The 13379-nt window shown below is 68.6% G+C and carries 12 protein-coding genes; 9 read left to right on the top strand and 3 right to left on the bottom strand.

Annotated features, from left to right (window positions below; translation table 11 throughout):
- Positions 1 to 64: 64 nt before the first annotated feature.
- The 6 genes from GNX95_RS41410 to GNX95_RS41385 all read left to right on the top strand — a co-directional run bounded on the left by GNX95_RS41410 (position 65) and on the right by GNX95_RS41385 (position 6033).
- Positions 65 to 1549 carry an FGGY-family carbohydrate kinase gene (locus tag GNX95_RS41410; protein ID WP_222854318.1) on the top strand — a complete coding sequence of 495 codons (1485 nt, stop codon included), beginning with the start codon at positions 65 to 67 and terminating at the stop codon, positions 1547 to 1549.
- Positions 1546 to 2160 (top strand): histidine phosphatase family protein, encoded by a 615-nt coding sequence (locus GNX95_RS41405; RefSeq protein WP_222854317.1) that lies wholly within the window; start codon positions 1546 to 1548, stop codon positions 2158 to 2160. Before GNX95_RS41410 ends, GNX95_RS41405 begins: the two co-directional genes overlap by 4 nt.
- Before the next feature lie 11 nt (positions 2161 to 2171).
- Positions 2172 to 2957, top strand: coding sequence for a DeoR/GlpR family DNA-binding transcription regulator (locus tag GNX95_RS41400; protein WP_163513621.1), 786 nt, complete (start codon positions 2172 to 2174; stop codon positions 2955 to 2957).
- A 351-nt stretch (positions 2958 to 3308) separates the two neighbouring features.
- Entirely contained in the window at positions 3309 to 4256 is a 948-nt protein-coding gene (locus GNX95_RS41395) for a glycoside hydrolase family 43 protein (protein ID WP_163513620.1), read from the top strand.
- Between the two features lie 7 nt (positions 4257 to 4263).
- Positions 4264 to 4950 carry a class I SAM-dependent methyltransferase gene (locus GNX95_RS41390; RefSeq protein WP_163513619.1) on the top strand — a complete coding sequence of 229 codons (687 nt, stop codon included), beginning with the start codon at positions 4264 to 4266 and terminating at the stop codon, positions 4948 to 4950.
- A 180-nt stretch (positions 4951 to 5130) separates the two neighbouring features.
- Positions 5131 to 6033, top strand: a complete 903-nt coding sequence (locus tag GNX95_RS41385; RefSeq protein WP_163513618.1) for a hypothetical protein — start codon at positions 5131 to 5133, stop codon at positions 6031 to 6033.
- Between the two features lie 5 nt (positions 6034 to 6038).
- On the opposite strand, the gene asnB is transcribed toward GNX95_RS41385, so the two are convergent.
- Positions 6039 to 7877, bottom strand: coding sequence for an asparagine synthase (glutamine-hydrolyzing) (asnB, locus tag GNX95_RS41380; RefSeq protein ID WP_163513617.1), 1839 nt, complete (start codon positions 7875 to 7877; stop codon positions 6039 to 6041).
- A 257-nt stretch (positions 7878 to 8134) separates the two neighbouring features.
- Between asnB and GNX95_RS41375 the strand changes: the two genes are divergently transcribed.
- Positions 8135 to 9283: an acyl-CoA dehydrogenase family protein gene (locus GNX95_RS41375; protein ID WP_163513616.1), complete on the top strand. Its 1149-nt coding sequence runs from the start codon at positions 8135 to 8137 to the stop codon at positions 9281 to 9283.
- A gap of 64 nt (positions 9284 to 9347) precedes the next feature.
- On the opposite strand, the gene GNX95_RS41370 is transcribed toward GNX95_RS41375, so the two are convergent.
- Complete coding sequence (locus tag GNX95_RS41370) at positions 9348 to 10250, bottom strand: phosphotransferase family protein (protein ID WP_163513615.1); 903 nt, start codon at positions 10248 to 10250, stop codon at positions 9348 to 9350.
- A 91-nt stretch (positions 10251 to 10341) separates the two neighbouring features.
- Between GNX95_RS41370 and GNX95_RS41365 the strand changes: the two genes are divergently transcribed.
- Positions 10342 to 10737 (top strand): acyl-CoA thioesterase, encoded by a 396-nt coding sequence (locus GNX95_RS41365; RefSeq protein ID WP_246281935.1) that lies wholly within the window; start codon positions 10342 to 10344, stop codon positions 10735 to 10737.
- On the opposite strand, the gene GNX95_RS41360 is transcribed toward GNX95_RS41365, so the two are convergent.
- Positions 10726 to 11283, bottom strand: coding sequence for an ASCH domain-containing protein (locus tag GNX95_RS41360; protein ID WP_163513614.1), 558 nt, complete (start codon positions 11281 to 11283; stop codon positions 10726 to 10728). The two genes, GNX95_RS41365 and GNX95_RS41360, sit on opposite strands and share 12 nt — an antisense overlap.
- 181 nt (positions 11284 to 11464) lie before the next feature.
- On the opposite strand from GNX95_RS41360, the gene GNX95_RS41355 reads away from it, so the two are divergent.
- Complete coding sequence (locus GNX95_RS41355; RefSeq protein ID WP_187369767.1) at positions 11465 to 13042, top strand: alpha/beta hydrolase; 1578 nt, start codon at positions 11465 to 11467, stop codon at positions 13040 to 13042.
- The last annotated feature ends 337 nt before the right edge of the window (positions 13043 to 13379 follow it).

The following is a 13379-nucleotide window of genomic DNA, read 5'->3' as shown; positions in this document are numbered from 1 at the left end:
TGAAGAACGACAGAATTATCATTCATGTATGTGATCTTGCTGAGACGCGGGGTGGCTGCGGGACGTGCGCGACGCGGGGGACGAGCTGTGGGCCGGCATCGACGTCGGCACCCAGAGCGCGCGCGTCGTCCTGCTTGACGCCACCGGAGTGCAGGTCGCGGCCGGTTTCGCGGCGCTGACCAGCGACCGGCGTACGGCGTCGACGCACGAGCAGGATCCGGACGAGTGGTGGTCGGCGGTCTGCGCGGCCAGCCGCCAGGCACTGGCCGACGTCGACGCCAGCCGCGTACGCGCCGCCGCGATCTGCGGCACCTCCGGGACCGTGCTGGTCGTCGACCACGCCGGACGACCGGCCGGACCAGCGCTGATGTACGACGACACGCGCGCGGAGGCCGAGGCGGCGATCGTCCAGCGGGCCGGCGCGCAGCTGTGGGACCGCCTCGGCTATCAGATCCAGGCCTCCTGGGGCCTGCCGAAGATCCGCTGGCTCGCGACCAACGGCCAGCTCACCGGCGCCAGGCGGGTCGAGCACCAGGCCGACCACGTCGCCGCGCGGCTGGTCGGACACCCGGTCGCCACCGACACCGGCCACGCGCTGAAAACCGGCGCCGACCTGATCGAGCGCCGTTGGCCGACCGACGTGCTCGACGCGCTCGGCCTCGACCCGGCGATCCTGCCTGACCTGGTCCTTCCCGGTACGCCGCTCGGCCAGCTGACGGCCAAGGCCGCCGAGCGCACCGGCCTGCGCGCCGGCATGCCGGTGCTCGCCGGCATCACCGACAGCTGCGCCGCGCAGATCGGCGCCGGAGCGCTGCGGCCCGGCAGCTGGAACTCCGTGCTCGGCACCACGCTGGCCATCAAAGGCGTCTCGACCACGCTGCTCAAAGACCCCGACGGCAGCGTCTACTCGCACCTGCATCCAGACGGCGGCTGGCTGCCTGGCGGCGCCTCCAACGTCGGCGCCGGCGTGCTGGCGCGCGACTTCCCGGCCGACGAGCTCGACCGGCTGACCGCCGCCGCTGCCGCCGGCGAGCCAGCGCCAGGCGTGACGTATCCGCTGGTCGGACACGGTGAGCGGTTCCCGTTCCGGGCACCGGACGCGGACGGCTTCTCGATTGGCGTGCCGGCGGACGAGACGGCGCGGTTCGCCGCCGTCCTGCAGTCGGTCGCCTTCACCGAGCGTCTCGCGTACGCGGCGCTGGCGGCGATCGGCGCGGAGGTCGGTGGCCGGCTCACCGCGACCGGCGGCGGCAGCCGCAACCGCTACTGGAACCAGCTGCGCGCCGACGTCATGGGCCGGCCGATCGCGGTGCCGGCCTACGTGGAAGCCGCCGCCGGCATGGCGATCCTGGCCGCCGCGCCACCCGGCCGGCTGACCGAGACCGCCGAGACCATGGTTCGCATCGACCGTGTCTTCGAGCCGCGCGGCGACCGGACCGGCCGTTTCGACGAGGCGTACGCCCGTTTCGTCGCCGAGCTGCGCCGCCGCGACTGGCTGCCAGCCCGGCTCGCCGAGCGCGCATTGCTGCCGTTGAAGGAAAACTCGTGACCCTGCTGACCCTTGTCCGGCACGGACAGACAATTTGGCACGCGGACAACCGCTATGCCGGATCGTCCGATGTGGACCTCACCGCCACCGGACTGGCACAGGCCGAGGCGCTCGGCGAATGGGCCGCGGTCGCCAAGCCGGACGCGATCGCCTGTTCGCCGCTGACCCGGTCGCGACTGACCGCCGCGCCGGCGGCGCGGATTCTCGGTCTGGAGCCGGACATCCACGACGACCTGCGCGAGGTGCATTTCGGCGAGGCCGAAGGACGTACGCTCGCCGAGCTGCCGCCGGAGATCGCCGACGCGTTCGTACGCGATCCCGTCGCCTCGCCTTTTCCTGGCGCGGAAACGATTTCCGACGCCGCCGAACGAATGCGGCACTGCCTGTTGTCGCTGGCAGAACGCCATCGCGGCGAACATGTGCTGGTCGTCGGCCACAACACCGCCATCCGGCTGGCGCTGTGCCGCGTCCTCGGCATCGAGCTGTCCGCGTATCGCCGGCTGCTTCGCGGCCCTGACAACGTTTCCAGGACAGATCTGCTGGTCACTGACCGGATGTTCAGGCTGGAAAGGTTCAATGCCCCGTTAGTGGCCGAAGGCCGGACCTTCTAGGCTCAGGCCGCATGGACGCACAAAAGCCCGCATCGGCCCGCCGGGCTCGCCAGGAGATGATCGCCAGGTATGTGCTCGACCACGAGTCCGCGACCGCCAACGAGCTCGCCGACCTGACCGGCGTCAGCCTGATGACCGTGCACCGCGATCTGGAGGACCTGTCGCGGCAGGGCATCGTACGGAAGTTCCGCGGCGGTGTGTCCGCGCAACCGTCCAGCGTTTTCGAGAGCAACATCGAGTTTCGGCTGCAGAGCAGGCAAGCCGAGAAGGCCGCGATGGCGCGGGTCGCGCGCCAGCACGTCGAGGCCGGCATGGCGGTGATGCTCGACGACGCCACCTCGACGCTCGCGGTGGCGCGGTTGCTCGGCGACGTGTCGCCGCTGACCGTCGTCACCAACTACATCGGCGCGATCGACGTGCTGAGGAAGATGCCGGACATCCGGCTGATCGCGCTCGGCGGCGAATACTCCCACACGCACGACTCGTTTGGCGGTGTCGGCTGCATCGACGCCATCTCGCAGCTCACCGTCGACGTGGTTTTCGTGAGTACGTCGGCGATGACGCACGAGATGGCCTATCACCAGGAGCAGGAGATCGTGCTCACCAAGCGCGCCATGCTGCGCGCCGCGCACACCAGGATTTTGCTGATGGACTCACAGAAAATCGGCCGGCGCGCGCTGCACCAGCTGTGTCCGCTGACGGATTTCGACCTGCTGATCGTCGACTCCGGCATCAAGGAGGACCAGCTCGCCGACATCCGCGACGGTGGCGTGACCGTGGAGGTCGCGTCCCTGTGACCCCGAAGCTGTGACTGGTCCCCGCTGGCAGTTCGCCAGCGGGACCCCGCCAGCACCGGAGCCTCCCCCGACCACGCGCGTCCAGCGCGACGGACGTACGAGCCGGCGCCGGCCAACCGGCGCTCGTGCCGCACATCCCCGGTGTCATCGGGTCTGCCGCCAGACCCTCGGCGCCTACCCGTGACAACGCGTCGCGCCGGCGTCGACATTAGCTCGCCTGGCAACCCCCATTAGCTGGCAAACCAGGAGCTACTGCCGCAAAACTCGGCTGCCAGATGTGGACAATGGCTCGCGCAATTGTTTTCCAACGTGAGAAAAATAGGGTCCCGTCGCACCCCTCAGGAGCCGTCGATGTCCGTCCGTCGCGCCGTGGTCGCCCTGGTGGCCGCGCTCTTCACGCTGGCAGCCGGCACTCCGGCGTACGCCACGCCGGCGCCGCTGATCAACCGCGACTTCCCCGATCCCGACGTCCTGCGGGTCGGCGACACCTACTACGCGTACTCAACCAACAGCACGTACGCCGACGGCCTGCGAAACATTCCGTACGCCTCGGCCAAAAAGGTGACCGGACCCTGGTCGGTCGGGCCGGTCGACGCGCTGCCGCAGGCGCCGTCGTGGACCGACTTCGACCCCGGCAGCGGCACCAACCTGATCTGGGCTCCGGACGTGTCGCGCCGGCCGGACGGCCGGTTTCTGATGTATTTCGCGGCAAACGTCCACGGCCAGGTGCAGTGCGTGGGCGCCGCGCTCGCCGACCGGCCGACCGGGCCGTTCCACAACGTCGGCGACGCGCCGCTCGTGTGCGACCCGGTGGACGGCGCGATCGACCCGTCCAGCCTGGTGGTCGGCGGCCGGCATTTCCTTGTCTACAAAGACAATGCCAACGCGCACGACCGGCCGGCGTCGATCTGGCTGCAGCCGGTCGCCGCCGACGGGCTCACCTTCACCGGTCCGCGTACGCGGCTGCTGACCGCGGATCCGGCCGGTGACGAGAACAACGTGATCGAGGCGCCGGTGATCGTCCGGCACGGTGGCCGGTTCGTCCTGCTCTACTCGGCAAATCCCTACACGGTCGACTACCACGTGAAGTTCGCGACCGCGTGGCAGCTGACCGGGCCGTACCGGAAGTCCGGCACGTACGTGATGGACAGCTCGACCTGGCCCGGCGCGATCGCCAACCCCGGCGGCCAGGACCTGGTCGGCGACCACATCGTCTTCCACGCCAACATTCCCAGCGGCAGAGGGATGTTCGCCGCCGGGCTGCGGTGGCGCGGCTCGACACCGGTGGTGGTGCGATAATCCGGATGTGCGTGGCGCGATCCCGAGTCCGAACATCTGGCGGCATCCCGACGTTTACGAGCTGGAAAACCGCGCGGTCGACCCGGACGGCGTGCTGGAGCGGGCGATGCGCGAGATCCGCGACTGGGCCGGCGATGTGGTCCTCGACATCGGCTGCGGCACCGGCTTTCACCTGCCGGCCTTCGCAGACACCGCGTCGTCGGTCGTCGGCGTCGAGCCACATCGCGAAAACGCGCGGCAGGCACAGCGAAGGGTCGCCGCTCTGTCCAATGTGGACGTACGGGTCGGCGTCGCGCAGTCGCTGCCGGTGGCGGACCGTACGATCGGCGTCGCACACGCTCGCTGGTCATACTTTTTCGGCCCTGGCTGCGAACCTGGCCTGCGCGAGCTCGACCGGGTGATGCGCCGTGGCGGCGTCGCCTTCGTCATCGACAACGACGCGACGCGGTCGTTCTTCGCGCCGTGGTTTCGCCGGTCGGTGCCCTCGTACGACCCGGAGCGCGTCGAGCGGTTCTGGGGACGGCACGGTTTCGCGCGGCGCAGCCTGGACATGGGGTGGCGGTTCGGCTCGCGCGCCGACCTGGAGGCGGTCGTCCGCATCGAGTTTGCGTCGGCGCTCGCGGACGAGTTCATCGCCGCGCACAGCGGCCTGGAGGTCGACTACGCCGTCAACCTGTGGTGGCGCGCGTACTGACCCAAAACCACGCATGACGGTCGGCCAACACTTGCCATCTTGTTCGAACATATGTACGATAAAACTAGTCCGGGATCGGCGCAGCCACCGCCGAACGCCCCCCTCGCCGGTGCGCCGCCGATCCCGGTCCTGACGACGAAATTGTTGAAATCGCGGTAAAAATTCTGCCACAGTCGACGAATGACGACGCGCTACACCGGCTCAGGGCCGTATTGCTACGCCAACTCGATCGCGATGCTGACCGGCGAGGATCCCTCGGCAGTGGAGGTGCTGACCGGGTCGCCGTTCGGCCTCTGGCTCGACGATGACCGGCTGCCGTTCTTCGACCCGTACGGCTGGGATCCGCTCGCCGGCAGCACGGCGGCGCTGGCCCGGCTGGGTTGGTCCAGCACCGTGACCACCGGAAGCGAGGAGGAAGACGACGGGGATGCCATCCAACGGCTCCGACTGGCCGTCCGCGACCGACCGGCACTGGTCGGTCCGGTGGAGATCGGTCTGCTCCGGCACCTGCCGGAGATGACCGGCCCGATCGGGTCCGATCACTACGTGGTGGTCACGGAGGTCGCCGGCGACACCGTGGTTTTCCACGATCCACACGGATGTCCGTACGCGACGCTGCCCGCCGGCGCCTTCGCCGCGGCCTGGCGCGCCGACAGCATCGACTACACGGGCAAGCCGTTCGTCATGCGTACGGAGCTGGAAAAGACCGAAAACGTCGACCTGGACACCGCTTTCACCGAGTTCGTACCGGCCGCGCGCAAGCTGTTGGAGGACTGCGACACACCCGCGGGCGGCGCGAGCGCGGCGCTGCGGCTGGCCGACCTCGTCGAGGCCGGCCTGCCGCCCGACAGCCGTGGTCACCTGGTGCATTTCGCCGTACGCGTCGGGGTGCGGCGGCTGTGCGACGCCGCGCACTGGCTCGGCCGGATCGGCCGCGCCAGCGCCGCGGATGTGTTGTCACGGCAGGCAAAACTCGTCGGATCGCTGCAGTACGAGCTGACCGCCGGCTCGGCCAAGGCCGCCGCCGAGACCTTTCGCCAGCTCGCACCGACGTACGAGCAGCTGCACGCCGCGCTTGGCTGACGGCGTCAGACGGCGATCTCGACGTTGTCGATCCGCAGCCACTTGTCCATGCTGAGCGCCAGCTCCAGCCCCATCCGCGCCGGCTGCTCGAAACCGGCCGGCGCGCGGGTGGCCGCGCGCAGCATGTCGGCGTTGAGCACGTCGAAGACCGGGCTGTCCCCCTGCGCGATCAGCTTCTCCACCGACTCGACCAGCGCCTGGTGATAGGTCGGGTCCTGGGTCGAGGGATAGGGGCTCTTGACCCGCTGCACGATCGACTCCGGCAGCACGTCCTTGGTCGCCGCACGCAGCAGGCTCTTTTCCCGACCATCAAAGGTTTTCATCGACCACGGCGTGTTGAAGACATACTGCACCAGCCGGTGGTCGCAGAACGGCACGCGCACCTCCAGGCCGACCGCCATGCTCATCCGGTCCTTGCGGTCGAGCAGGTTCTGCACGAACCGGGTCAGGTGCAGATAGCTGACCTCGCGCATCCGGGCCTGGAAGGGCTCCTCGCCGTCCAGCGCCGGCACCTCGCCGATCGCCTCGGCATAGCGGTGCTGGACGTAGTCGGCGACGGCCAGCTTCTTGGCCAGCCGCGGCGCGAGCAGCCGGTCCCAGCCGCCGTCCATCCGCTGCCGCATGGCCAGCCACGGGAACGTACCGGCCCGCACCGCGTCCCGGTCGTGAAACCATTTGTAGCCACCGAAAACCTCGTCGGCCGACTCGCCGGACAACGCGACGGTCGAGCGCTCACGGATGGCCTTGAAAAGCAGGTAGAGGGACGTGTCCATGTCCCCCATCGACAGGCCGTCGCGTGCGCGTACGACGGCCTCGCGGTGCCGCTCGTCCATCAGGTCGGCCGTGTTGAGCACGATGTCCTGGTGGTCGGTCTTCGCGTATTCGGCGAGGTCGTGGACGTACGGCCCGTCCGGGGTGTCGCGCATGAAGTCCGGTTGGAAGTTCTCGGTCTGGCCGGTGAAGTCGACGGCGAACGAACGCACCGGCGGCCGGCCGGTGGCGACCAGCGATTTCTGTGCCAGCGCGGTGATCGCGCTGGAGTCCAGGCCACCGGAGAGCAGCGTGCACAACGGCACGTCGGAGATCAGCTGGCGGGTGACGATGTCGTCGAGCAGCTCGCGGACCGTGCGCACCGTCGTCTCAAGGTCGTCGGTGTGCGGCTCCGAGCGCAGGCCCCAGTAGCGGTGCTCGGTCACACCGTCGCGGTTGATCCGTACGACGTGACCCGGCCGCACCTCGCGAATGCCCTTGTACGGCGACAGGCCCGGCGTCTTGACGAAGGCCAGCGTCTCGCGCAGGCCGTCGGCGTCGACCACCGGCTTGATCTGGCCGTTGGCCAGGATCGCCTTCGGCTCCGAGCCGAACAGCACGCCGTGTGGCAGCGCGGCGAAGTACAGCGGCTTGACGCCCATCCGGTCGCGGACCAGCAGCAGCTCCTCCCTACGCGTGTCCCAGATGGCGAAGGCGTACATGCCGTTGAGGTGGTCGACCAGCTCGGCGCCCCATTGCAGGTAGGCGTGCAGGACGACCTCGGTGTCGCTGTCGGTCCGGAAGACGTGGCCGTTGGCCGTCAGTTCGTCGCGCAGCTCGACGAAGTTGTACGCCTCGCCGGAGTAGGTCAGCGCGACGACATCCTCGTTGTGCTGGCTGAACGGCATCGGCTGCGCACCGCCGGGCAGGTCGATGACGGCCAGCCGGCGATGACCGAGCGCCACGTGCTCACGTATCCACAGGCCCTCCGCGTCCGGTCCGCGGCAGGCCATCGTGTCGACCATCGCCTGCGCGATGTCGCGCTGGCCGGTCAGGTCCCGATCGAAGTCCACCCATCCGGTGATTCCGCACATTCCGCGTCGCCTCCTCCACCAACGGCGGGGTCAAGAGATGCTTGCGTCGGATTTCCCCGTCGATGAATAAGTTCGCAGTGCTAACCAGTTGAGCCTAGGTAAGGTACGTGGCGTACACAATGTGACAAGTTTGCTAGATTTGTACACCCGTTTTGTCTGGCTTTTTCATCGGGACAGTGTTACACGCACATTTCCAGGACCTGTCGACCAAACGATCGTTAAGCTGGTGGGCAGCCGTCCGTACCGGGGAGACCGCCATGCGCCGCCAGCTGTACGACTCCGAGCACGAGGCCTTCCGGCAGAGCGTCCGCCGGTTCCTGGACAAGGAGGTCGTGCCGCATCTGCACGAATGGGAGACGGCCGGGATCGTGCCGCGCGAGGTGTTCGCCGCGGCCGGTGCCGCCGGATTTCTCGGCATGGCGGTGCCGGAGGAACACGGCGGAGGTGGAGTCGACGACTTCCGCTTCAACGCGGTGCTCGGCGAGGAGGTGCAGCACTGCGGCGCGGCCGCCGCTGGCCTCGGCATCACCCTGCACAACGACATCTGCCTGCCGTATTTCCTGGCGTACGCGACGAAAGAGCAGCGCGAGCGGTGGCTGCCGGGCATCGCCTCCGGCGAGCTGATCACCGCGATCGCGATGACCGAGCCGGGCATCGGCTCCGACCTTGCCGGCATGTCCACCACCGCGCTGCGCGACGGCGACGATTTCGTCGTCAACGGCTCGAAAACCTTCATCACCAACGGCATCAACGCCGATCTGGTGATCACCGCGGTGAAAACCGACCCGTCCCAGCGGCATGCCGGCATGAGCCTGCTCGTACTGGAGCGCGGCATGGCCGGCTTCGAGCGCGGCCGCAACCTGGACAAGCTCGGCCAGCACGCGCAGGACACCGCCGAGCTGTTCTTCCACGACGTACGCGTGCCGGCCGGCAACCTGCTCGGCGAGCTCGGCCAGGGCTTCCGCCACCTGGTCGCCAACCTGCCGCAGGAGCGGCTCTCGATCGCCGTCGCCGGCGTCGCCGCGTCGGCGGCGGCACTCGGCTGGACGCTCGGATATGTCAAGGAACGCAAGGCTTTCGGCCAGCCGGTCGGCTCGTTCCAGAACACCCGCTTCAAGCTCGCCGAGATCTCCACCGAGGTCGACGTGGCGCAGGCGTACGTGGACGCGTGCGTGCTGGCGCTCAACGCCGGCGAGCTGACGCCGGAGGACGCGGCGAAGGCCAAGTGGTGGTGCACCGAGCTGCAGGGCCGGGTCACCGACATGTGCCTGCAGCTGCACGGCGGCTATGGCTACATGAACGAATACCCGATCGCGCGGGCGTACGCGGACGCGCGGATCACCAGGATCTATGGCGGCACGACGGAGATCATGAAAGAGGTCATCGGCCGCGGCCTCGGCCTCTAGCCTTTCGGTCGCATGGCCACCATGCGTGCGTCCAGCGCACGTATGGTGGCCATGCGACCACGACTCAACGGGACACGGCGCGTGAGGAGCTGAGGGCGGCGCGTACCAGGTCCTGGTCGCCGCGCTCGTGGCCGCGCATCGCCAGCCGTACGCCGTCGGCGGCGACGAAGAAGTCGAGCTTGTCGACCAGCCGCGAGCGGTCGTGGTGACCGAGCCGGATGGCCAGCTCCAGCGCCACCGACAGGCCGAACGCCCGCGCGACGTGCCTCAGCTCGTAGTCCGGATCGCCGATCGCGACCGCCCCGAAGTCCAGTACGCCACGAATGGCGCCGGTCAGCGGATCGCACAGGATGTGGTCGACCGACAGCGCATTGTGCAGCAGCACCGGCTCGTACGCGAAATTGGCCGCATCGCTCAGATAGCTCGCGAACTGCCGGTCGATCCGCTCCGCGTCGGCGGCCGACAGCGCCGCGGCCAACTCGGCCTGGAAACGCGCCCGGTCGGCTCGGAAAACGGCCGGGAAATCCAGCTCCGGCACGCCGAGGCCGCGCGCCATCTCCAGGTCGGTGTCGCGCAGGGCGGCGATGAACGCGGCCAGCTCGTCCAGCAGCCGCAGCCGCGCGTCGGCGTCCAAGGTGGAAAACCGGTCGGCGGTCAGGAACTCGCCGGTGAGCTGCGGATAGCCGACGTACGGCAGGCCGGTCGAGGTCTGGCCGACGAAACGTAACTCCGGCACCGGCGCCGGCAGCCGCGGCGCGAGCTCCGGCAACAGCCGGGTCTCCACCTGCAACGCGGCCGCCGGTCGCGCTTCTTTGGCGAAACGAAAGACGAAACGCTCGTTCACCAGATAGGTGACCGAGTCCGAACGGTGACCGAGCGCGGTGATCCGCGCAGGACGCGGTGAGGCGAGCGCCGTCTCGATGGCATGCGCGCGGACCTCTTCGTCCGCCGGCCAGGACCGATCCACATCAGGAGCTTGCCAGAAAAACTCGCCGCCGTTGGGCGAATTCACCAGTTGTGACGCGGATCGTCGACGGCGCGTCGCATAGGATACGTTGGTGGAACGTTTTCGTTTTCCGGTGACGGTGCGCTATCTGGAGGTCGACGCACAGGGCGTCGTCTTCAACATGTGGTATCTCGGCTATTTCGACGAGGCCCTCAACGGCTATCTCGCGCACTGCGGCCACCCCTATCCCAAGCTGATCGCCAGCGGCACCGACGTGCAGCTTGTGCACACCGAGCTCGACTACAAGGCCGGTGTGCGGTGGGGCGATCCACTGGTCATCGAGGTGTCCACCGCGCGGATCGGCAACACGAGCTTCACGCTGGACTTCCAGGCCAAGGTCGGCGACACCGTCGCGTGCGCGGCGAGCACGGTGTACGTGACCGTCGATGCAAAGGAACTCACCAAAAAACGCGTGCCGGACGACCTGCGCGCCGGCCTACTCGGCTGACAACAACGCGAGGACGCGTTCGCCGCGCGGTGACAGCCGATAGCCGACGTCCAGGCTTTCGGTGAGGCCCATGGCTTTCAGCTTCCGAACGTCCACTTTGAACGGTTGGGTCTCGCGGCCGAGCATGGCGGCCAGCTCGGCGGCTCGTACGGCCGGATGGTCGGCGATGAGCCGCAGTGTCGCCGCCGTCCACGCGCCGCGCCCGTCCAGCCGGTCCAGCCGTGCCTTGAGGTCAGGCCAGTCGACGTTGTCGTCCGCACGCAGCGCGATGCGCGGATCAGGACCGGCATAGCGCACTCTGATACGGAAGATCTCACCGTCGTCGCCGTCGAGCCAACGCAACAGCTCGTCGCGCGAAGCGGCGCCGGCCAGCCGCGCGTCCGCCTCGGAAATGTCGGTCACCGTGGTCACGTCGTCGATCGCGACCATCCCGATCGCCGTGTGCAAGCGCGTGCCTGGCTTGACCCGCGGCCGCCGCCAGCGCCGGTACGCGAGCGTCACCGTACCGTTTTCTATGCCGCGCAAGGCATCCTGACGAAACAGCACATTTCCTCCTTGGTCGCGCACGGCCATAACGTAACCTGAAGCGGCGATCACAGTTTGGTAACGCCTGTGGATGGCGGCTGGTCCTGACCTTCGACGGCGCGAACAATCACCCCCGGCCACCTGCGCTAATGTGCGGCACAACCGCGACCGGCGCGGGAAATCTTTCGGCAAAGGGGATTTGGTGAGGAAACTGCTAGTCGCGGCCGCCGCGGCTTCGGTCGGCGCGCTGCTCGCGTCGGCCGTGCAAGGCGTGCCGGCCTCCGCCGCACCGACCGTCAACTGGGGGAAGTGCGCGTCGTCCCGGCTGCAGCAGGCCGGCGCGCAGTGCGCGTTCATCGACGTGCCGCTGGACTACGGCAAGCCGTCCGGCAAGAAGATCTCGCTCGCGGTGTCCCGGATCAAGCACAAGGTGCCGGACTCGCAGTACCAGGGCATCATGATCACCAACCCCGGCGGTCCCGGCGGCTCCGGGCTGACGCTGTCGACGCTCGGTGCCGCGGTGCCCAAGCACGCCGGCGACGCGTACGACTGGATCGGCTTCGACCCGCGCGGTGTCGGCTCCAGCAAGCCGGCCCTCACCTGCATCTCCGACTACGCCGGCTTCAACCGGACGCCGTACGAGCCGACCTCGGCGGCCATCGAGAAGACCTGGCTGGCCCGCTCCAAGGCGTACGCGCAGGCGTGCGGCAAGAACGGCGGCGAGCTGCTCAACCACATGAAGACCACCGACTCGGTGCGCGACATGGACGCGATCCGCGCCGCGCTCGGTGAGAAGCAGATCAACTACTACGGCTTCTCCTACGGCACCTACCTCGGTCAGGCCTACGCGACGATGTTCCCGAAGAACGTGCGTCGTGCCGTGCTGGACTCCAACGTCGACCCGCGGAAGGTCTGGTATCAGGCCAACCTGGACCAGGACGTGGCGTTCGAGCGCAACATCAAGATCTGGTTCGGCTGGGTCGCGCAGTATGACAACGTCTTCCACCTCGGCAAGACCGAGAGCGCGGTGGAGCGCGAGTTCTACAAGCAGAAGGCACTGCTGGCCAAGAAGCCGGCGGCCGGCAAGATCGGCCCGGACGAGTGGGTCGACATCTTCCTGCAGGCCGGCTACTACATCTACGGCTGGGTCGACCTCGGCAACGCCTTCGCCGGCTGGGTGCACAAGCAGGACGCGCAGCCGCTGCTCGACCTCTACGGCGACCCGACCGCGCCGAACGCCGACAACGGTTACGCGGTCTACAACGCCGTGCAGTGCACCGACGTACAGTGGCCAACCAGCTGGACGCGGTGGAAGGTCGACAACTGGCTGACGTACGCGCGTGCGCCGTTCGAGACCTGGGCCAACGCCTGGTACAACGCGCCGTGCCTGTTCTGGCCCGCGAAGGCCGGCAAGCCGGTCAAGATCGACGGTAAGGGTGTCGCGCCGATCCTGCTGCTCGACGAGACGCTGGACGCGGCGACGCCGTACGAGGGCACGCTGCAGGTGCGCAAGCTGTTCCCGCACTCGTCGCTGATCGCCAGCCCCGGTGGCACGACGCACGCCGCGTCGCTGTCCGGCGTGTCGTGCGTGGACGACCAGGTCGCCGACTACCTCGCCACCGGCAAGCTGCCGCAGCGCAAGGCCGGCACCGGTGCCGACGCGACTTGTCCGTACCTGCCGCGGCCGGTGCCGACCGCCGCGTCGGCCAAGTCGGCCAAGGCCGCGACCGGCACGGTCGCCAAGGCCTCCAGCGGCCTGACCGGACGCGTACGCCGGTAGTTTCCGTTCCTACGAAAGGCCCGGCCGGCTCACCGGCCGGGCCTTTCGCTGTCTTCCGGCGGCTTCTTGCCCGCACGGCCATCATGCGTACGTCCACCTGGATGGCGGCCTGGCAGTTGATTCTCGGCGCCATCCGGCGTCCGCTGCGGTCCGGGGTGGCGCGGCCAGGGGCGACCAAACCGCGGCGTTCGCCGCGTGCCGCCGAAAACGTGGCAGTAAGCGTTGACTTGTGTCAGGAAGGTGGCGCTCGGCGAAGGCCGCCTTCCTGACGGCGGTCACCACGCGCACGGCCCGGCTCACCGGCCGGGCCTTTCGCTGTCTTCCGGCGGCTTCTTGC

It is taken from the genome of Fodinicola acaciae, assembly GCF_010993745.1.
Taxonomy (GTDB): domain Bacteria; phylum Actinomycetota; class Actinomycetes; order Mycobacteriales; family HKI-0501; genus Fodinicola; species Fodinicola acaciae.
The sequence above is the reverse complement of the archived record's forward strand: the minus strand, read 5'-3'. Positions and strand labels throughout refer to the sequence as shown.